The sequence below is a fragment of the Massilia horti genome (assembly GCF_004614195.1).
Taxonomy (GTDB): Bacteria; Pseudomonadota; Gammaproteobacteria; order Burkholderiales; family Burkholderiaceae_D; genus Telluria; species Telluria horti.
Genome location: NZ_SPUM01000123.1, coordinates 56844 through 75498, shown reverse-complemented (window position 1 = coordinate 75498; position 18655 = coordinate 56844). Strand labels below are relative to the sequence as shown.

Genomic DNA, 18655 nt, shown 5'->3' with positions numbered 1-18655 from the left:
TGAGCTGACTCACCGAAAGCCCGGCGCCTCTCGCTTTAGTGGCAGCGTTTTTCAACCTTGCGGCTGGCTTCCACCAGGTCAGCCTGCAGCCGCTCCAGCGCGCGCACTTCAACGCTGATGTGGTCGAGGATGGTGTTCACGAAAGCGAACTCGGCCCGCGTGGTCCACCCAGGTTGGCGGATGATGCGCTGCAGTTCCTGCAGGTGGTGGCCGCGCCCGAAGTGGGCCAGCTGATCGGACAGTGCCCTGATCGTCTTCTCCAGCTCTTCGACGTGATGCGACTTTTCGTCCCGATCGTGGCACTTATCATGCTCATGGCACCTGTCCTCGCAATCGTCGTGGTGCTTGCACTTCTCATGGCACTTCTCGCGGCACTTTTCGTGACACTCTTCAAGACACTTTTCGCGGCAGCGCTTCTCGCGGTCATGATCATCTTTGCAACGCTTATCGGTTCCCATGATGCTCTCCTCGTCGAGCCGTTGAGATTTGGGCCGAGCGGCTCATGCACGGCTTACGAACAAGGTAGCCGAGACGGATGAGGCCGCTTTGAGGAATAATAAAACCCCCAATACATATATTTGTAGAAAATTTTACTCACCATCAAGGATGAAAGCGGGAATATTTTTTCGCCACAGCAGCTTTGAGGCCGGAAACACGGTGCAAGGACCCAGCCTTGCCATCCCGAACAATTGGACGATGGTCCAATAACGTCCGCGTCAATCCCAAATAACATGACGGGATATTGTTCGTGCTCGTCGCTGTACGTCACCCTCCTGCATTTGCAAAATCCCATGTCTGCGCCCGTCAGCCTCGAGATCGTTCTGGGCTTTGCAATGTTCGCGTTGGTATTTGTGACGCTTGAACGTTTTTTTCCATTCCGTCAGCAGCGCGTGCTGCGGCCAGGCTGGATGACCGATGTCCTCTATTACCTGGTTGGGTGTTTCGTCGGCCATTTTTCAGATGCCATCACCGCTGGGACAATATTGCTCTTCGGGTGGGCACTGGGATTCCAGTCAGGTGGATTTGCGGGGCAACAACCGGAATGGCTCCAGTTCATCGAGCTTGTGCTGATAGCAGACTTCCTGGCTTATTGCTACCACCGGGCCTGCCATAAGACTCCGTGGCTTTGGAGACTGCACAAGGTCCACCATATGTCGACACGAATGGATTGGCTTGCCAATGTGCGCCTGCATCCGCTCGACAAGATACTTGGCGACTGCTTCCAGTTCATTCCGATCTTCAGTCTCGGATTCGCCCATACCCCGCTGCTTGCGTACACGATAATGCTAGGCTTCCAAGGCTTTCTTAACCATTCGAACATCAAGGTGGAGTACGGGCCGCTGCGCTGGATCATAGCCAGCCCCACATTCCATCACTGGCACCACTGCTGCGATCGAGAAGCGTACGACAAGAATTTCGCACCGCACCTGGTTATTTTCGACTTCTAGTTCGGAACAGCACATCTCCCGCGCGGCAAACTGCCACCGGACGAATATGGCATTGACGAACAGTTGCCGGGAGATTTTTGGGGGCAAATGATTGCCCCTTTTCGGAAACGAAGGCCAGACGGGGAGCGAAACGGCGAATAAGCCGTCCGGTCCCCGCCCTGCCCGGTCAGAACTGATCCACCGGCAGGCCAAGCACGCCGGCACTGCCCTCCACGATCGAGTGACGCAGGCCCTGAGCCTGCGAGAGGATGTGGTCGGCAAAGAAGCGCGCGGTGACGATCTTGGCGCGGTAGAAGTCGGCGTCGCCCTCGCCCGCATCCAGCTTGTTCTGGGCGATGAGTGCCGCGCGCGCCATCTGCCAGCCGCCGAGCACGATGCCGGCCAGCTTCAGGTAAGGCACGCTGCCTGCATACACCGCCTTGATGTCGGACTTGGCATTGGCGACCATGAACTCGACCACCTGCTCCAGCGCGTCACTGCCGGCCGCGAGCTGGCGCCGGATCGCCTGCAGGTGGTCGTTGCCGGAGTTAGCCAACGACTCCCCGGTCGCGCGCACCTGGGCCAGGATCGACTTGGCCACCGCGCCACCGTCGCGCACGGTCTTGCGGCCGACCAGGTCGTTGGCCTGGATCGCCGTCGTGCCTTCGTAGATGGTCAGGATCTTGGCATCGCGGTAGTGCTGGGCCGCGCCGGTCTCTTCGATGAAGCCCATGCCACCGTGGACCTGCACGCCGTCGCGCGCGACGTTTTCCGACATTTCGGTCGACCAGCCCTTGATCACCGGGACCAGGTATTCGTACACAGCCAGGTTGGCCTTGCGGGTGGCTTCATCCGGATGATGGTTTGCGATGTCGCTGATGCCCGCTCCCACGTACGCGAGCGCGCGCGCGGCCTCGGTCTGGGCGCGCATCGACATGAGCATGCGCCGCACGTCCGGGTGGTTGATGATGGCCACCGGGCCGTTTGATCCGGCCAGGTCGCGCGACTGGATGCGCTCCTTGGCGAACGCCGCCGCCTGCTGGTAGGCGCGCTCGGCCAGGCCAATACCCTGCATGCCCACGCCGAAGCGGGCCGCGTTCATCATGATGAACATGTACTCCAGGCCCCGGTTCTCCTCGCCCACCAGGGTGCCGATCGCGCCGCCGTGGTCCCCGAACTGCAGCACCGCGGTCGGGCTGGCCTTGATGCCCAGCTTGTGTTCGATCGAGACGCAGTGCACGTCGTTGCGCGCGCCGAGCGAACCGTCATCGTTGACCAGGAACTTGGGCACGATGAACAGCGAGATGCCCTTCACGCCCGGCGGCGCGTCCGGCGTACGTGCGAGCACCAGGTGGATGATGTTCTCCGCCATGTCGTGCTCGCCGTAGGTGATGAAGATCTTGGTGCCGAACAGCTTGAAGGTGCCGTCGCCCTGCGGCACCGCGCGCGTGCGCACGGCCGCGAGATCCGAGCCGGCCTGCGGTTCGGTCAGGTTCATGGTGCCGGTCCACTTGCCGGAAATGAGCGGCTCGATGAAGCGCGTCTTCTGCTCGTCCGTGCCCGCGGTCAGCAGCGCCTCGATCGCGCCGTCGGTCAGCAGCGCGACCAGCGCAAACGACAGGTTCGAACCGTGCAGCATCTCGACGCAAGGCGTGGCGACCAGTTTCGGCAGGCCCTGGCCGCCGAATTCGGCCGGGTGCTGCACGCCCTGCCAGCCTGCTTCGGTGAAGGCGCGGAACGCCTCCTTGAAGCCCTTGGAGGTCGTCACCTCGCCGCCCTGCCAGAAGCTGGGCTCCTTGTCGGCCGGGTGGTTCAGCGGGGCGATCACTTCGCCGCAGAAGCGCGCGTTTTCTTCGAGGACCGCTTCGACCGTGTCGGCGGTTGCGTCCTCGCAGCCGGGCAGCTGGTTAATCCCGGCCAGGTCGGCCAGTTCGTTCAGGACGAACCGCATGTCTTTCAGAGGGGCCTGGTAGCTCACCTTTGTCTCCTAATTCTGCTCTTCACGCGTAAAAAAACGCCGTTCCCCTTATGAGGGAACGACGTGCTTGAAGGTCGAGGGATAACTCATTGCACCCTCAACGCTCGCTATGCTTTTAGCCCAGTTCCTTGACCAGTGCCGGGACGACTTCGAACAGGTCGCCCACGATGCCGTAGTCGGCCACCGAGAAGATCGGCGCTTCCGGGTCCTTGTTGATCGCGACGATGGTCTTGGAGTCCTTCATGCCGGCCAGGTGCTGGATCGCGCCCGAGATGCCGACCGCGATGTACAGCTGCGGCGCGACGATCTTGCCGGTCTGGCCAACCTGCCAGTCGTTCGGCACGAAACCGGCGTCGACAGCGGCGCGCGAAGCGCCCATGGCGGCGCCCAGCTTGTCGGCCAGCGGCTCGAGGATCTTGAAGTTGTCGCCCGAGCCCATACCGCGGCCACCGGACACGATCACCTTGGCGGCGGTCAGTTCCGGACGGTCGGACTTGGCCAGCTCGCGGCCGACGAACGCCGACTTGCCCGAGTCCGCGACCGCGGCGACCTGTTCGATCGCGGCCGAACCGCCAGTGGCGGCGGCATCGAAGCCGGTGGTACGCACGGTGATGACCTTGACCTTGTCGCTCGACTGCACGATAGCGATGGCGTTACCGGCGTAGATCGGGCGCTCGAAGGTGTCCGGCGCGTCGACCCGGGTGATGTCGGAGATCTGGGCCACGTCCAGGCGGGCGGCCACGCGCGGCAGCACGTTCTTGCCGAAGGCGGTGGCCGGGGCCAGGATGTGCGAGTACGGCGCGGCGATGGCGAGCACCTGCTCGGCGACATTCTCGGCCAGGCCGTCGGCTAGGTGCGGCGCGTCGGCGACGAGCACCTTGGAGACGCCGGCGATTCTCGCAGCCTGCTCGGCAACCGCGCCGGCGTTCGAGCCGGCGACCAGCACGTGCACTTCGCTTGCGGCTTGCAGCGCGGCGGTGACGGTGTTGAGGGTGGCGCCCTTGAGGGAGGCGTTGTCGTGTTCAGCGATAACTAATGCGACCATGATGATTCCTGTGGAGATGTGATGGGGCCGGCCGCGGTCAGATGACTTTGGCTTCGGTGCGCAGCTTCTGCACAAGGGTCGCCACGTCGGGCACCTTGATGCCGGCGGAGCGCTTGGCCGGCTCGACAACCTTGAGCGTCTTCAGGCGCGGGGTGACGTCCACGCCCAGGTCTTCCGGCTTGACGGTCTCGATCGGCTTCTTCTTCGCCTTCATGATGTTCGGCAGGGTCACGTAGCGCGGCTCGTTCAGGCGCAGGTCGGTGGTGACGATCGCCGGCAGCGTCAATGCCACGGTCTCCAGGCCGCCATCCACTTCGCGCGTGACGGTCACCTTGCCGTCCTCCAGCACAACCTTGGAGGCGAAGGTCGCCTGCGGCCAGCCCAGGAGCGCAGCGAGCATCTGGCCGGTCTGGTTCGAATCGTCGTCAATCGCCTGCTTGCCCAGGATGATCAGCTGCGGCTGCTCCTTGTCGGCCAGGGCCTTGAGCACCTTGGCCACGGCCAGCGGTTCGGTCTCGACACTGGTCTCGACCAGGATGCCGCGGTCGGCGCCGATCGCCAGGCCCGTGCGCAGGGTTTCCTGGGCCTGGGTCACGCCGACCGACACCGCCACCACCTCGGTGACCTTGCCGGCTTCCTTCAGGCGCGTCGCTTCCTCGAGCGCGATCTCGTCGAACGGGTTCATCGACATTTTGACGTTGGCGATATCAACGCCGCTGGCGTCGGACTTGACGCGGACCTTGACGTTGTAGTCGACCACGCGTTTGACGGGTACCAGGACTTTCATGGGGTGCCTTTGAAAAATGGATGGGTGACAGACTGAAATGCCCAGATTATATGAGAAAAACTGCTTGCGAGCTAAATTAAAAGCACGAGCGTGCGATTTTTTGATCGAGGTCGTCCTCTAATCCGGGTCAGCGCGAGGGGGAAAAGGTCGGACGGGGCGCGCGATGCCGCGCTCCGCCAGCGGGCCGCTTACTTGCGGCGCATGAAGAAGGTGTATTCGCCGTTTTGCTGCGAGTGCGCGAGCAGCGCATTGCCGGTTTGCTTGGCGAATGCCTGGAAGTCGCGCACGGAGCCGGAATCGGTGGCCACAATGCGCAGCACTTCGCCGGTTTCCATCTCGGCAAGCGCCTTCTTGGCTTTGAGGATCGGCAGCGGACAATTGAGCCCGCGCGCGTCCAGGTCTCTCTGAAATTCCATGGTGTCGTTGTCGAGGGTGGTTGCGCTCATCTCAGGGCCTGCTGTAGGGGTACTCACGGTTTGCATACTACTCCAATTGGCGGATTATGACGCACCGCAGCAGAAATATCACCAATTGTTGCATGGTCACAACGACAATATCTGGCTTGCAATTTCCTATCCAATGTGCAATGCATCTCGTCTGGCCCGAAGGAAAAAACGCCGTTCCCGCCTGCGCGGGAACGACGTTGATGGGGCCGCATTGTCGCCCAAGTTAGCGGTACTGCCAGCTATCGGCCGGCACCAACGCTAACCATCGCACGGACCGGCGCTGCTCAAGCGCGCTCGCCAACCCAGCCGGCCACGCCAGCCAGTGCCTGCGGCAGTGCAGCAGGATCGGTCCCGCCCGCCTGCGCCATGTCCGGGCGGCCGCCGCCCTTGCCGCCTACCTGCTTGGCGACAAAGTTGACCAGGTCGCCGGCCTTGACCTTGCCGGTGCTGTCGGCGGTCACGCCGGCGATCAGGCTCACCTTGCCTTCGCTGACGCTCGCCAGCACGATCGCGGCGGTCTTGAGCTTGTCCTTGAGCTTGTCCATGGTCTCGCGCAGGCTGGCCACGTCGGCGCCGTCCATCGTCGCGGCCAGCACCTTGATGCCGTTCACGTCGATGGCTTTGCCAGCCAGTTCATCGCCCTGGCCCGACGCCAGTTTCGACTTCAGCGACGACACTTCCTTCTCCAGCGTCTTGACCTGGTCCTGCACCTGCGCGATACGCGCCGGCAGCTCGTCGGCGCCGGTTTTGAGCGCGGCGGCCGCGTCCTGCAGCTTGCGGTTGGTCGCCTGGACCCATGCCAGCGCGCCTTCGCCGGTCACGGCCTCGACACGACGGATGCCGGCGGCGACGCCGCCTTCCGACACGATCTTAAAGAGGCCAATGTCGCCGGTGCGGCTCACGTGCACGCCGCCGCACAGCTCTTTCGACGAGCCGATGTCGAGCACGCGCACGGTGTCACCGTACTTTTCGCCGAACAGCGCCATCGCGCCATGCTTGACGGCGTCGTCAAAGCTCATGTGATGTGCCTGGGTCGGGTGGTTTTCGAGGATCTCGGCATTGACGATCTGCTCGACCCTGGCGATTTCCTCAGCCGTCAACGGCGCGTTGTGGCTGAAGTCGAAGCGGGTCTTGTCCGGATCGACCAGCGAACCTTTCTGCTGCACGTGGCCGCCCAGCACTTCGCGCAGTGCCTTGTGCATCAGGTGCGTCGCCGAGTGGTTGCGGATGGTGCGCGCACGCTTGACCTTGTCCACCTGCGCGTCGACCGCGTCGCCGACCTTGAGCACGCCCGACTGCAGCACGCCATGGTGGCCGAACACTTCGGCCTGGATCTTCAGGGTGTCTTCGACCTGGAATACGCCGGTTGACGCCTTGAGCAGGCCCTGGTCGCCAACCTGGCCGCCGGATTCGGCATAGAACGGCGTGGTGTCGAGCACCACGATGCCAGCCTCGCCAGCTTTCAGTTCCTGCACCGCGCTGCCTTGCGCGTACAGCGCGACCACGCGGCTGTTCTGCTCCAGCACCTCGTAGCCCACGAACGTGGTCTTCTCGCCCGAGTACTCGACGTTGGCAGCCATCTTGAACTTGCCGGCCGCGCGCGCGGTCTGCTTCTGCTGCTCCATGGCGGCGTTAAAGCCTTCCTCGTCCAGCGTCACGCCGCGCTCGCGGCAGATGTCGGCGGTCAGGTCGAGCGGGAAGCCGTAGGTGTCGTACAGCGTGAAGGCGGTGGCGCCGTCGAGCACCTTGTCGCTCTTGGCCAGCTGCGCTTCCAGGATCTTCATGCCGTTTTCCAGCGTCTCGCCAAAGCGCTCTTCCTCGGCCTTGAGCACCTGCTTGACGCGCTCCTTGGCGTCGACCAGTTCCGGATAGGCCTTGCCCATCTCGATGTCCAGGTCGTCCACCAGCTTGTAGAAGAACGGGCGGGTCTGGCCCAGCTTGTAGCCGTGGCGCAGCGCGCGGCGGATGATGCGGCGCAGGACGTAGCCGTGGCCTTCGCTGCTCGGGATGATGCCGTCGACGATCATGAAGCTCGCCGCGCGGATGTGGTCGGCGATGACCTTGAGCGAGTTGTTCTCGAGGTCGATCGCGCCGGTCTCGCGGGCGGCAGCCTTGATCAGGTTCTGGAACAGGTCGATCTCGTAGTTGCTGTGCACGCCCTGCAGCACCGCGGCCAGGCGCTCCAGGCCCATGCCGGTGTCGATCGACGGCTTGGGCAGCGGCGTGAGCACGCCGGCTTCGTCCCGGTTGAACTGCATGAACACCAGGTTCCAGATCTCGATGAAGCGGTCGCCGTCTTCTTCCGGCGAGCCCGGCGGGCCGCCCCAGATTTCCGCACCGTGGTCATAGAAGATCTCGGTGCACGGGCCGCAGGGGCCGGTATCGGCCATCTGCCAGAAGTTATCCGATGCGTAGCGCGCGCCCTTGTTATCGCCGATGCGGATGATGCGTTCAGCCGGGACCTTGATCTCGTTAGCCCAGATGTCGTACGCCTCGTCGTCCTCGAAGTAGACGGTGATGGTCAGCTTTTCGGCCGGTAGCTGGTAGACCTTGGTCAGCAGCTCCCACGCGAAATGGATCGCGTCGCGCTTGAAGTAGTCGCCAAAGCTGAAGTTACCCAGCATTTCGAAGAAGGTGTGGTGGCGCGCGGTGTAGCCCACGTTTTCCAGGTCGTTGTGCTTGCCGCCGGCGCGCACGCAGCGCTGCACGGTGGTGGCGCGCTTGTACGGGCGCGTGTCCAGGCCCAGGAACACGTCCTTGAACTGCACCATCCCGCTGTTGGTCAACAACATGGTCGGGTCGTTGCCCGGAACGAGCGGGCTGGACCGGACAATGGTATGGCCTTTGGACTCAAAAAATTTGAGGAACTTTTCGCGAATTTCGGATGATTTCATGTTGTACGGGCGGAAGTAGGCAGCACGCTATATTCAAAAAAACGATTATAGCGTAGCTGTAAAGCAGCAACAGCAGGACGATCTGACCGGTTTCGCTCAAAAACGCGATTGCAAAACCACTCAGGCGAAGCTTGGGCCGATCAGGTCGATGCGGTCGGTGCAAAAGGCGTCCACGCCCCAGACGAGCAGTTCGCGCGCCCGTTGCGGATCATTGACAGTGTAGCAAAACAGGCCGTACCCCGCCTCCTTCACCCGCCGCGCCTGCCCGCTCGTCAGGTGCCGGTGCCTGAGATGGATCGCGACCGCCTCCAGCGACTCTGCGCGGTGCTGCCAGTCGGGCGGCAGGTCACTCATAAGGCAAGCGCGCGGCAACTGCGGCGCCGCTTCACGCGCCGCCTCCAGCGCAGCGTGGCTGAACGAGGACAGCAAGGGCACGCGGGACAGCTCGCCTGCGGCAAGCTCGGTGGCGAACAGCTGCGCGGCCATGCGTGCCACGGTAGCACCGGTCTGCAGGTCATAACCCGGAGCCGGCTTGATCTCGATGTTCATCCATACACCGTTGGCCTGGCAAAAACGCGCAAAGTCGGCGAACAGCGGCACGGGTTCGCCGGCATGCCCGGTGCCGAACCAGCTGCCGGCATCCATGCGCGCCAGTTCCCGCGCGTCGTAATCGAAGACGTTGCCGGAGCCGGGCACGGTGCGGCCAAGGAAGGGATCGTGCATCACGACGGGCACGCCGTCGCGCGCCAGCATGACGTCGAACTCGACCGCGCGAAAGCCGTGCGCCATGCCGCAACGCAGGCCCGCCATCGTGTTTTCCGGGGCGAGCGTGCCACCGCCGCGGTGCGCCAGGATCCTTGGGTATCGCCACATGTCCGACTCCTCGTTGGCAGCAACAGTGGGAAATCTTACCTGAGCCGATCGAGCAAGAAGGCGATCCAGATAAACATTCCTACGTTTAGCAAAACGGTCAGCCAGAATTTCGCGCGAAACCCACGTTTGATCGATTTGTGGCGTAGCCATTGCTGGGCCAGCACGGCGCCGGGCCAGCCGCCGGCAAGGCCCAGCAGGAACAGCGTGCTTTCCGGGGTACGGCGGCGGCGCGACTGGGCGGCGGATTTGTCAACCGCATAGGCAATGAAGCAGGCGATGCTGGCGCCAAGGTAGACCGCGGCCGCAACGGGCGGTACAGCCCAGATTAGTTCGACGGCAAGGTAGACGCCGGCAAAGGCAAGGATCGGCAGGTAGGTCATGTAGGAACGAAGAAATTGAATCGCGAGCTTACCGGCTAGCTGGCGGTCATGTCCACCCAGGCTCGGTTCGCTATCGAACCGACTGCGTACGCTGATAGTCCTACCATCGTTCGCTGAATGTTTTCCCAAGGAGGTTACGATGAATCTTGGAAACCTGTTGCAGCAGTATCTGGGCAATGCCGCACCGGCCAATCCCGGGCAGGCTGCGCAAGACTTCGAACAGGTCGCCCAGAACGCACCGCCCGAGACGCTGGCACATGGCGTGACCCAGGCACTGCGCTCGGACCAGACGCCGCCATTCGCGCAAATGGTCAGCCACTTGTTCAGCCAGGGCAGCCCCGAGCAGCGCGCCGGCATGCTCAATCATTTGCTGTCGGGCGCCGGCCCTGGGCTGCTCTCTTCACTTGCCGGCGGCGGGCTGGCGCACTTGATTGGCGCCGGCCAGGCACCGGCGCAGGTAACGCCGGAGCAGGCAGCGCAAGTGTCGCCGGAACAGGTGCAGCAGATTGCGGCGAAGGCGGAACAGCAGAATCCGGGCGTTGTCGAGCACATGGGCGGCTTCTATTCCCAGCATCCGGAACTGATGAAGTTCCTCGGTGGCGCGGCGCTGGCGATCGCGCTGGGCCACATTGCGCAAGGCATGCAGCAGCGACGTCACTAACCAATTTTCTTGAGGGCAAGTATGAGTATTCTCAGCGATATCTTCCACAAGATTTTCCCGGCAGGTCATCCCGCAGCAACCCAGGCGGCGCCGGCGGCAGCCCCCGGCGGACAGCAGAATGTTCAGCCCCCTGCGCAGCCAGCGCAGCAACCGCAGGCGCAGCAGCCGCAGGCACAACAGCCGCAAACGCCGGTGCAACAGGTGAACGTCGAAGAAATCCTGGACAACAAGCAGAAGCAGTCAGGGCAGCAATTGAACTGGCGGACCTCGATCGTCGACCTGCTTAAACTGCTCGGGCTCGACAGCAGCCTGCAAGCACGCAAGCAACTGGCGGCCGAGCTGCACTACACGGGGGACACCAACGACTCGGCTGCGATGAACATCTGGCTGCACAAGCAGGTGATGCACAAGGTGGCCGAGAACGGCGGCAAGGTGCCCGCGGATTTGAAGGCTTGAACTAGTACCCCGTCAGGTCGGACAAGTGATTGCTTAGTTGTTCCGCAAACTTCTCGGCCGCGATTGAAAGAGTCCTTCCTCTGAGCTGTCCAAGGACTACCTTGATGGGATCGATGTCCAGCGTGCTGACAGGCCTGGCGCAAAGGCGCTCGTCCGCACGCGGTACTGCACTCGTCGCCAGGAAGGTGACAGCGGATTCTCGAAGAACAAAGTTGCGAAGAAACTCGAGTGAACCGGATTCCACTGCTACCTCAGGCTGAAGCTGGTGCCGATAGATCGCTTCGTCCAGCAGCGTACGCAGGGCAAGCGATTGGCCGGGCATGGCAATGGGGTACTTAAAGGCGTCACGAAGGCGGACCGACTCCATGTGCGCCAATGGATGGGATCTGCTCACCACTGCGCAGAGGGGCTGTTTTTTGACAAGCAGCTCCCTCATGTCTGCGGAAGGTGGCGGGTCAATCAGTAACGCAAGGTCCGCCTCGTAGTTCGCCAATGCGCTAATGCCCAGGAGGTTGTCACGGACTTCCACTGAGAACGACACATGCGGAAACTGCGCCCGATATGCTGCAATTTCGTCTGGCAAAACGCTATCAATAAAGGCTTGGGCACAGGCCAACTTGATATGGCCTCGGCGGATGCCTGCGAGGTCCGAAAGTTGAGTGCGCAGCCGCTCGAAATCCGCGCTCTGATCCTGGATGTGGCGTAGGAGAAGTTCTCCAGCCGCATTCAAGCGCATGCCATGGGGTAGTCGCTCAAAAACCGGTGTCCCCAGTTCCTCTTCAAAGTCTTGAATTTTTCGAGTCAATGCCGATGGTGTGATGTGAAGACGATCGGCAGTCTTGCGAAGAGAACCATGGCGCGCGACTTCTGCGATGAAGCGATAAATCTGCAGATGTCTCATCACTGCTCCTGCCCTCCCCGGGTTCGACTCTGTTGCGGTTAGAGCATGATGCTAGCAGAAAGCGAGCGCTGGAATGCGGCTCCTGGTGAGGGCTCAGGAGGCGCCGGGGCTTTGGTTGTTAGGGGAGCGCGAAGTTATGGCTTGACATGTGAGACTATGAAGTACGTAGCCGCCACAAGCGCTGTGCCGAAGCTGCAGACAAAGGTGACAAGCTTCCAAGTCTGAGTGTTGATCTCCTTGTAAAGCCCCTCGATCGACTTGTGAAGATTCTCGATCGACCTGTTAAGACCCTCGATCGACCTGTGAATACCCTCGTTCGACCTGTGAAGATCCTCTTTGGTTACGTAGTTCGAACGTATGACTGCCACGTCGGACTTCACGGCCGACAGATCGTCCTCAAGTTTTTCGACACGGTCTTCCATAGGGTCATGATATGGCGGTTCGCCATCGTCCGCAACCTGATTGCCGCTTCCAGTGACGCAAATCCTGGCGGTTAGCGTTGCGCAGCACGCAACGCATCGATGAAAATCGAGCACTAGACTGCATCAGAGCCAGCTCCTATATTCAGCCTCCTTTTAGTAGGAAATGTGCACTAGGAACGTGATCGCAAGCATTTGATTTGGCTAGCGACGATCACTTTCGCGCATGAGTTAGCTGGAGAGAACCCTGAACAAGATTTCAAACGTGGTTACCGCTTCCGGCGACCAGGCAAGCCCACCTGTACCAGCCACATCGATAAGCTTTGGATTGACCTTAATAATGGCGATCGCATGCGGCATGACGGTCGCGAACATTTATTACAACCAGCCCATGCTTGGCATTATCGGCAGTTCCTTTCCCGACCAGCGGTCTGTGACGGGATTTGTGCCAACCGCGACCCAGCTCGGCTATGCCTTGGGGCTGCTGCTTCTTGTTCCGCTTGGCGATCGCATTGAACGACGGCGCCTGATCGTCATTCAGTTCGCTGCGCTTGCCTTGTCGCTGGCCGCTGTTGCCCTCGCGCCCAGCGCGTGGTTACTCGTAATTGCATCCGCGCTTGTCGGCGTGTCCACGAGTGTAGTGCAGCAGATCCTGCCGTTTGCGGCGGAGTTGTCAGCGCCTAATCGACGCGGAGCCACCATCGGCATTGTGATGAGCGGCCTTCTTTGCGGCATCCTGTTTGGCCGCGCGCTTGCCGGGGTCGTTGCCGTCCACTACGGCTGGCGCGCCATGTTCTGGCTAGGATTGATACTGGCTATCCTGGTCGGTCTGGTGCTCGCTGTCGCCCTTCCGACAAGCCCACCGAAAACGAAGGCGAGGTATGGCGAACTCCTCGGGTCTCTGGCTGCTCTTTGGCGCGAGGAGCCGAAACTGCGAATTGCGACCATGACTCAGGCGTGCGTGTTCGGCTCGTTCAGCGCCCTCTGGACCACGCTGGCACTGCATTTGGACACCCACTACCATCTCGGCGCGGACATTGCCGGCCTGTTCGGCATCATCGGCGCGGTCGGGGTGCTGTTCGCGCCCTTTGCCGGCAAAATCGCCGACCGCAGGGGGCCTCATTTTGTGATTGGGCTTGCGAGTGCCGCGATGCTCGTGTCCTGGTTGATCTTTGGTGTTTGGGGCTCGGTCGCTGGACTGATAGTCGGCGTCGTGCTGCTCGATTTTGGCGCGCAGGGCTCACAGGTTTCGAACCAGCACGTCATCCAGGCGCTTCGCCCGGAAGCGCGTAACCGCTTGAACGCCATCATGATGTGCGGTATGTTTTTAGGCAGTGCGCTTGGTTCGGCTGGCGCGAGCGTTGCATGGGAATTCGCTGGCTGGACTGCACTTTGTGCCCTTGGAGCCATTTTCTCGGCTTTAGCCTTGGGCGTTCACCTTAGCGGCCGTGGATCAAACCGGGGAGCGCCGCATTGAGCAACAGCGTTATGGCTTGACTTGTGATGCTATGAAGTAGGTAGCCGCGACAAGCGCTGTGCCGAAGCCGCAGACAAACGTGACCAGCTTCCACGTCTGATTGTTGATCTCCTTGCGAACGTCCCCGATCTCCTTACGAACATCGTTGCGAACACCCTCGATCTCCCTGTGAACACCATCGATCTCCTTGTGAAGATCCTCTTTCGTCACGTAGTTCGATCGCATGACCGCCAAGTCGGCCTTCATGGCTGCCAGATCGTCCTCAAGTTTTTCGATACGCGATTCCATCTGTTCGCTCATCTGTTCGCGGTACGGCGAGAGGTTTTGTTAAGCGTACTTTAGTCCATGAGAGTGGCGTTGGCCGGTGCCCCGCACGAAAAACAAAAGCGCGCGAACGCATTCTTGCGTGTAGAGCATCGGTTGCAGCGGTCGAACAGGCCGATGCCGCAGTGCGGGCAAAAGTCCAGATGTTCGTTCGACAGGTTAGCCTTGCGCTCGCAACCGGGGCAAACCTGGTGTTCCAGCCGCGCCATCGCCTCATCATAGCGCAGCTTGCCGCGCCGCTGCGGCTCGGGCAGCGCTTCGGCGGCACGCTGCCGTTCCAGGTAAGCCTGGAGCCATTGGATCGCATAGCGCCCGACGACAACGGTCACGAGCACCCCCACGCCGTAGCGGACATAACCGCCGAAGTCCGGCAAGTAAGGGACGAGCTCGACAAAAAACGCGACCAGCGCAAACAAGATGAAGCCCCACACGAAGGGCCAGTAGCTGCTGTTGCGCTTGCGGGCGAACAGCCACCCGGCAATCACCAGCAAGGGCAATGTGAGTGCGAGCCGGTAACCGAACACCCGCAGCGCCTTGGCCTTCGCCGCCTTGTTCGCCGCCTCGTACGCCGGCGTTTCGACCTGATCCAACTGCCCCCTGGCATGATCGAAGGCGTGGCGCGCGTCCAGTTCCTTCGCCCGTTCCGCTTGCACCGTTGCCAATGCCGCACGCTCGGCTGCCTTGAGCGCGTCCAGCTTGCGGGTGCGCTCGATCAGTTCCGCGTCCTGGTCGGGCCGCGCGGTTACCCTGCGGGTGGCCACCCAGTTGTCGAAGGTTTCGCGGGCGGCGGCCGTGTCGGACTCGGCTTCCTGATGCTTTTGCGTGGCCTTGGCCAGCCGTTCCCTGGCCTCTTCCCTGGTCTTCTCGGCGTCGGCAAGGGCTTGGCGCAGCGGTTCGGCCTTCGCAGTGTCGATAAACTGTTCCATCGACGGCTCAGCTTCCACGGCCCACAGGTTATCGACGATTTTGCCGCCCAGTCCAATCAGGAAGGCGGCAAAAGCGAACGCAACCAGCCAAAGAAAGAATCGCATCCACTGTTCGGTGCGGCGCAGACCGTTGGCCATCGGAAGCTCCTTTCAGTTTGTCGACCACCGAAGGCTGCCACCAATCAATAAATTGCGCAATTGAAAATATCAAACGCATTCATTGACGCCACCCGCCGCTGACACGCAAAGGTCAATCCGTCAGAAGTACGACAACCCCAGCCCCCGGCGCAGCTCATCGGCGGTGCGCGCCGCCACTTCGCGCGCCTTGGCCGTGCCTTCCTTGAGGACCTGCATCACGTAGCCTTTGTCCTTGGCAAATTCCTCGCGCCGCGCGCGGATCGGCGCCAACAGTTCCTGCAAGATGCCCTCCAACCGCTTCTTGACCACGCTGTCGCCCAGGCCGCCGCGCACGTAATGCGCCTTCATCTCGGCCAGGCCCTCCTTGTCGGTGTCGAACGCATCGAGGTAGATGAAGGCGACATTGCCCTCCAGGTGCCCAGGGTCGGACACGCGCAGGTGCAGCGGATCGGTGTACACCATCTTCACCGCGGCGCGGATCTCGTCCGCCGACGCTCCCAGGTTGATCGTATTGCCGAGCGACTTGCTCATCTTGGCCTTGCCGTCGATCCCAGGCAGGCGCCCCACTTCCGGCACCAGCGCCCGGCACTCGACCAGGATGTCCTGCCCCGCCACGCGGTTGAAACGCCGCACGATCTCGTTGGTCTGCTCGAGCATCGGGATCTGGTCTTCGCCCACCGGCACGATGCTCGCCTTGAACGCGGTGATGTCCGCCGCCTGGCTGACCGGGTAGGTCAAAAAGCCCGCGGGAATATCACGCTCGAAGCCGCGCAGGCGGATTTCTTCCTTCACCGTCGGGTTGCGCTCCAGGCGCGCGACGGTGACCAGGTTCAGGTAGTAAAAGGTCAGCTCGGCCAGTTCGGGAAGCTGGGACTGGATCAGGATCGTCGATTTGGCCGGGTCGATGCCAGCGGCCAAGTAATCGAGCGCCACCTCCACCACGTTCCGGTGTACCTTACCGAGGTCATCCATGTTATCGGTCAGGGCCTGCGCGTCGGCAAGCATGACGAACTGCCGGTAGTGATGCTGGTAGGCCACGCGGTTGCGCAGGCTGCCGACGAAATGGCCCAGGTGCAGCGGGCCGGTGGGGCGATCCCCGGTCAGGATGACCGGAGCGGGAACAGCAGAAATGTCTTGCGAGCTCATCGAGTTTCCTTATCTATGCCTCGATCCTGCTGCGCGCGAAAAGACAAAACGCCACCCGAATCGAGGCGGCGTTCGCTGAATGTCACATCCTGCCATAAGCAAAGAAACCCCGGCAATCCCCTAAGAAACATCAATATTTAAACCAGATCAAGTAAGTCATCAACTCCGTTGCTTTCGTCAGAATTAATTTTCCCCAGCTCTGCGATGACTTCCTCTCCAATCAAGAATGAATGTTGGAACTGTCCAATAATTTTATTTACCGTTAAAAAGTTTTTCGATGAGTTAAGTACGGACTTGGGATCGTCGTTGATTATATAGAAGTGATTGGTTTCGAGGCCTGATAATTTTCCCTCAGCAAAATCTCCGGCGGAATATTTAAATCTTTCAAATAGCGCAGGCAATTTCTTTTCCATTATTCGCAACACATATCCTGACTCATTTTCTCCGCGCGATAAATAAAGCAAGTGTTTTTTTTGCACGCCAACCAAGCCTTCATTATATGTCCAACGCTTTCCAGGATTCTTCCCCAAAACCTGCTTGCGATATTTTTCATTGCCAAAAAAATCGTCAAATATAGTTTTTCCGTCCAATCCGTCTACATTTAGAATCTGAAATCCGAGCTTTAACCCGAACATCATTCTCACACGCTCAGCAACCGAAGCCTTATGTATCCTTTTGTTGGTTATTGCAGTATAAGCACTGCTGCTATAATCAATGAAATCTTCCAGGATTCTTTTTACAATAGTTGCTCGAAAAGTCGAAAAATCAATATCAGAGCATAGTTCAAACACATTCTCAAGATCATGAACATTCTCGCCCTTAAAAAGACTAATCAATGCTGATTTTTGCTTTTCCTTAGTATCGGAACAAATAAACATTGCCGCGAAATATTCCATCAACGATTTATGAGACCATCGAATCGTTGGTCCTTCTTGAACAAAAAGTGGAACCGTCGATGTCAAATCTTTCACAAAATTTGGTGCACTTGCCTTAATTCCAGAAATCTTGCCAAGTAGCTCTGCCATGACAATCGCGAGCTTATCCTTTTCGAACTCAAGCCGGCCGTTATTCTTCAGGCACCAAAACGCCAAGCGACGTAATACAGTGTGAAATTCAGCGGAGTCAAGTCCTGAATACTTCGGCCGAACGTAACCAACCTCTTTGCTCAGATCATGTGACTCAAAAAGAGCATCATAAACTTGAGAGTAAAACAGATCTTTCCTTCGTGGTATAACGGTTTTATGTCGATAAGCACAAAAAAGTAGGGAAACGTAAAGCGGCGTAGCTAAAAAGTCGTGCAAATCACGACTTTCATTGTCCTCCAAGCTTGAAATAAGCTTGTCGGCAACCTCATCAGCAGGATCATAATTCTTTAGAAGATTATACGCCTCTTCTTTATCCAATCGTTTAATTGAATATTTGGAAAAACTATAAAACTCAGAAAGATAGGTTTCTTGCCTTGAAGTAATGAGTATCCTTGAGGCAATTGCGAACTCAACGAATATCTTTAGATGCTTTATCACTTCTTTCTTTTTGTTGCCTGGCACCTCATCCAAGCCATCAAACACATAAAGTAAAGGCAACTCGTTTAGGACATCATCCGATACTTCAGTTGGCAATCCAAAGTACTCTTTAATCTGATGAGCTATAGATTTATCCTCAATTTGGCGCAGTTCTATGAATACAGGAATATAAGACCCTTCCGCAATCACATTTAGCATGATTCTCTTTGCTAAAGTGGATTTTCCCATCCCGGCGGTATCATTAACTAGAACGTGATTAAAGTCCTTAAAGATATCAGCAGATCCATCAATTTTAATTTCTTGCGATCGACCATCAGATTTTAATGTTAGAGGCACATAGAGATCCTCAAGCTTCTTCGGTGCATTTTGAAACGCAATAGTATTCATCGTTGAGCACTTCCCGGCAATTTGCGCTAAGTACTGAACCGAAGTTGTCTCAAACTTTCGAATTGCTGCTTTGTCTTTCAAAAACGAAGCAATCTTCTTCTCGATTATCGGTTGGATCTTAGATGAGAAGATTTTTTTTGCCAAAGGTGTTGCCATCTCAACAGCCTTGGTAAAACCCAAAGTTTCAAGGATCATGTTAATCTCCCGACAAGTGATATCGAGAATTATTATAAACTAAGCAAATTCTTGAACTGCAATAAATTGGATGGGCGTAGGGCCTGTGCGGCAGAAGGGTGATCTGGTGGGGAGCTACTGGCGGCGGGGTGCTGATCAGCGTCGAAATCATCAGGCAGGCCAGCAATTGTGGCGATCCACCCTACGTGCCGAAGTGGAGCATTGTGCCGCGCGACGAGCTGCACGGCCTTGCTTGGTAGACCGGGCAATAAAGCAACAGGTAGACAGGCGGC

18 protein-coding genes are annotated in these 18655 nt (G+C 59.2%); 4 read left to right on the top strand and 14 right to left on the bottom strand.

Features of this window, described 5'->3' with window-relative positions:
- Nucleotides 1–35: 35 nt before the first annotated feature.
- Complete coding sequence (locus E4O92_RS25245) at nt 36–458, bottom strand: hypothetical protein (RefSeq protein ID WP_229483511.1); 423 nt, start codon at nt 456–458, stop codon at nt 36–38.
- Between the two features lie 333 nt (nt 459–791).
- Here E4O92_RS25245 and E4O92_RS18640 point away from each other — a divergent pair, with 333 nt between their 5' ends.
- Nucleotides 792–1448, top strand: a complete 657-nt coding sequence (locus E4O92_RS18640; protein ID WP_167759827.1) for a sterol desaturase family protein — start codon at nt 792–794, stop codon at nt 1446–1448.
- Nucleotides 1449–1614: 166 nt separating this feature from the next.
- On the opposite strand, the gene E4O92_RS18635 is transcribed toward E4O92_RS18640, so the two are convergent.
- The 7 genes from E4O92_RS18635 to E4O92_RS18605 all read right to left on the bottom strand — a co-directional run bounded on the left by E4O92_RS18635 (nt 1615) and on the right by E4O92_RS18605 (nt 9830).
- Entirely contained in the window at nt 1615–3405 is a 1791-nt protein-coding gene (locus E4O92_RS18635; RefSeq protein WP_135191151.1) for an acyl-CoA dehydrogenase, read from the bottom strand.
- Between the two features lie 115 nt (nt 3406–3520).
- On the bottom strand, nt 3521–4450 hold the full coding sequence (locus E4O92_RS18630) for an electron transfer flavoprotein subunit alpha/FixB family protein (protein ID WP_135191150.1): 930 nt from the start codon (nt 4448–4450) through the stop codon (nt 3521–3523).
- A 37-nt stretch (nt 4451–4487) separates the two neighbouring features.
- Complete coding sequence (locus E4O92_RS18625) at nt 4488–5237, bottom strand: electron transfer flavoprotein subunit beta/FixA family protein (protein WP_135191149.1); 750 nt, start codon at nt 5235–5237, stop codon at nt 4488–4490.
- 188 nt (nt 5238–5425) lie between these two features.
- Nucleotides 5426–5653 carry a sulfurtransferase TusA family protein gene (locus tag E4O92_RS18620; RefSeq protein WP_135191204.1) on the bottom strand — a complete coding sequence of 76 codons (228 nt, stop codon included), beginning with the start codon at nt 5651–5653 and terminating at the stop codon, nt 5426–5428.
- Nucleotides 5654–5967: 314 nt separating this feature from the next.
- Nucleotides 5968–8577, bottom strand: coding sequence for an alanine--tRNA ligase (gene alaS / locus E4O92_RS18615; protein WP_135191148.1), 2610 nt, complete (start codon nt 8575–8577; stop codon nt 5968–5970).
- Between the two features lie 120 nt (nt 8578–8697).
- A complete protein-coding gene (gene ugpQ, locus E4O92_RS18610; protein ID WP_135191147.1) occupies nt 8698–9450 on the bottom strand; it encodes a glycerophosphodiester phosphodiesterase in 753 nt (250 codons plus the stop codon).
- A 35-nt stretch (nt 9451–9485) separates the two neighbouring features.
- Complete coding sequence (locus tag E4O92_RS18605; RefSeq protein ID WP_135191146.1) at nt 9486–9830, bottom strand: DUF1294 domain-containing protein; 345 nt, start codon at nt 9828–9830, stop codon at nt 9486–9488.
- Nucleotides 9831–9969: 139 nt separating this feature from the next.
- On the opposite strand from E4O92_RS18605, the gene E4O92_RS18600 reads away from it, so the two are divergent.
- Nucleotides 9970–10491, top strand: a complete 522-nt coding sequence (locus tag E4O92_RS18600) for a hypothetical protein (protein WP_167759826.1) — start codon at nt 9970–9972, stop codon at nt 10489–10491.
- A 21-nt stretch (nt 10492–10512) separates the two neighbouring features.
- Nucleotides 10513–10947 carry a DUF3597 domain-containing protein gene (locus E4O92_RS18595; RefSeq protein WP_135191145.1) on the top strand — a complete coding sequence of 145 codons (435 nt, stop codon included), beginning with the start codon at nt 10513–10515 and terminating at the stop codon, nt 10945–10947.
- A gap of 1 nt (nt 10948) precedes the next feature.
- Here E4O92_RS18595 and E4O92_RS18590 read toward each other — a convergent pair whose 3' ends face one another.
- Together E4O92_RS18590 and E4O92_RS18585 are read right to left on the bottom strand one after the other, a co-directional pair.
- Nucleotides 10949–11848, bottom strand: a complete 900-nt coding sequence (locus E4O92_RS18590) for a LysR family transcriptional regulator (protein WP_135191144.1) — start codon at nt 11846–11848, stop codon at nt 10949–10951.
- A gap of 134 nt (nt 11849–11982) precedes the next feature.
- Nucleotides 11983–12270 carry a hypothetical protein gene (locus tag E4O92_RS18585; RefSeq protein WP_135191143.1) on the bottom strand — a complete coding sequence of 96 codons (288 nt, stop codon included), beginning with the start codon at nt 12268–12270 and terminating at the stop codon, nt 11983–11985.
- A gap of 337 nt (nt 12271–12607) precedes the next feature.
- On the opposite strand from E4O92_RS18585, the gene E4O92_RS18580 reads away from it, so the two are divergent.
- The gene (locus tag E4O92_RS18580) at nt 12608–13744 is read left to right on the top strand and encodes an MFS transporter (RefSeq protein WP_135191142.1); all 1137 of its coding nucleotides are present in this window, start codon (nt 12608–12610) and stop codon (nt 13742–13744) included.
- Nucleotides 13745–13753: 9 nt separating this feature from the next.
- Here E4O92_RS18580 and E4O92_RS18575 read toward each other — a convergent pair whose 3' ends face one another.
- The 4 genes from E4O92_RS18575 to E4O92_RS18560 all read right to left on the bottom strand — a co-directional run bounded on the left by E4O92_RS18575 (nt 13754) and on the right by E4O92_RS18560 (nt 18383).
- Nucleotides 13754–14044 (bottom strand): hypothetical protein, encoded by a 291-nt coding sequence (locus E4O92_RS18575; protein WP_135191141.1) that lies wholly within the window; start codon nt 14042–14044, stop codon nt 13754–13756.
- A 38-nt stretch (nt 14045–14082) separates the two neighbouring features.
- Nucleotides 14083–15132 carry a serine endopeptidase gene (locus E4O92_RS18570; RefSeq protein ID WP_135191140.1) on the bottom strand — a complete coding sequence of 350 codons (1050 nt, stop codon included), beginning with the start codon at nt 15130–15132 and terminating at the stop codon, nt 14083–14085.
- Between the two features lie 120 nt (nt 15133–15252).
- Nucleotides 15253–16278: a tryptophan--tRNA ligase gene (gene trpS, locus E4O92_RS18565; protein ID WP_135191139.1), complete on the bottom strand. Its 1026-nt coding sequence runs from the start codon at nt 16276–16278 to the stop codon at nt 15253–15255.
- Nucleotides 16279–16415: 137 nt separating this feature from the next.
- Nucleotides 16416–18383 (bottom strand): NACHT domain-containing protein, encoded by a 1968-nt coding sequence (locus E4O92_RS18560; RefSeq protein ID WP_135191138.1) that lies wholly within the window; start codon nt 18381–18383, stop codon nt 16416–16418.
- Nucleotides 18384–18655 lie beyond the last annotated feature (272 nt).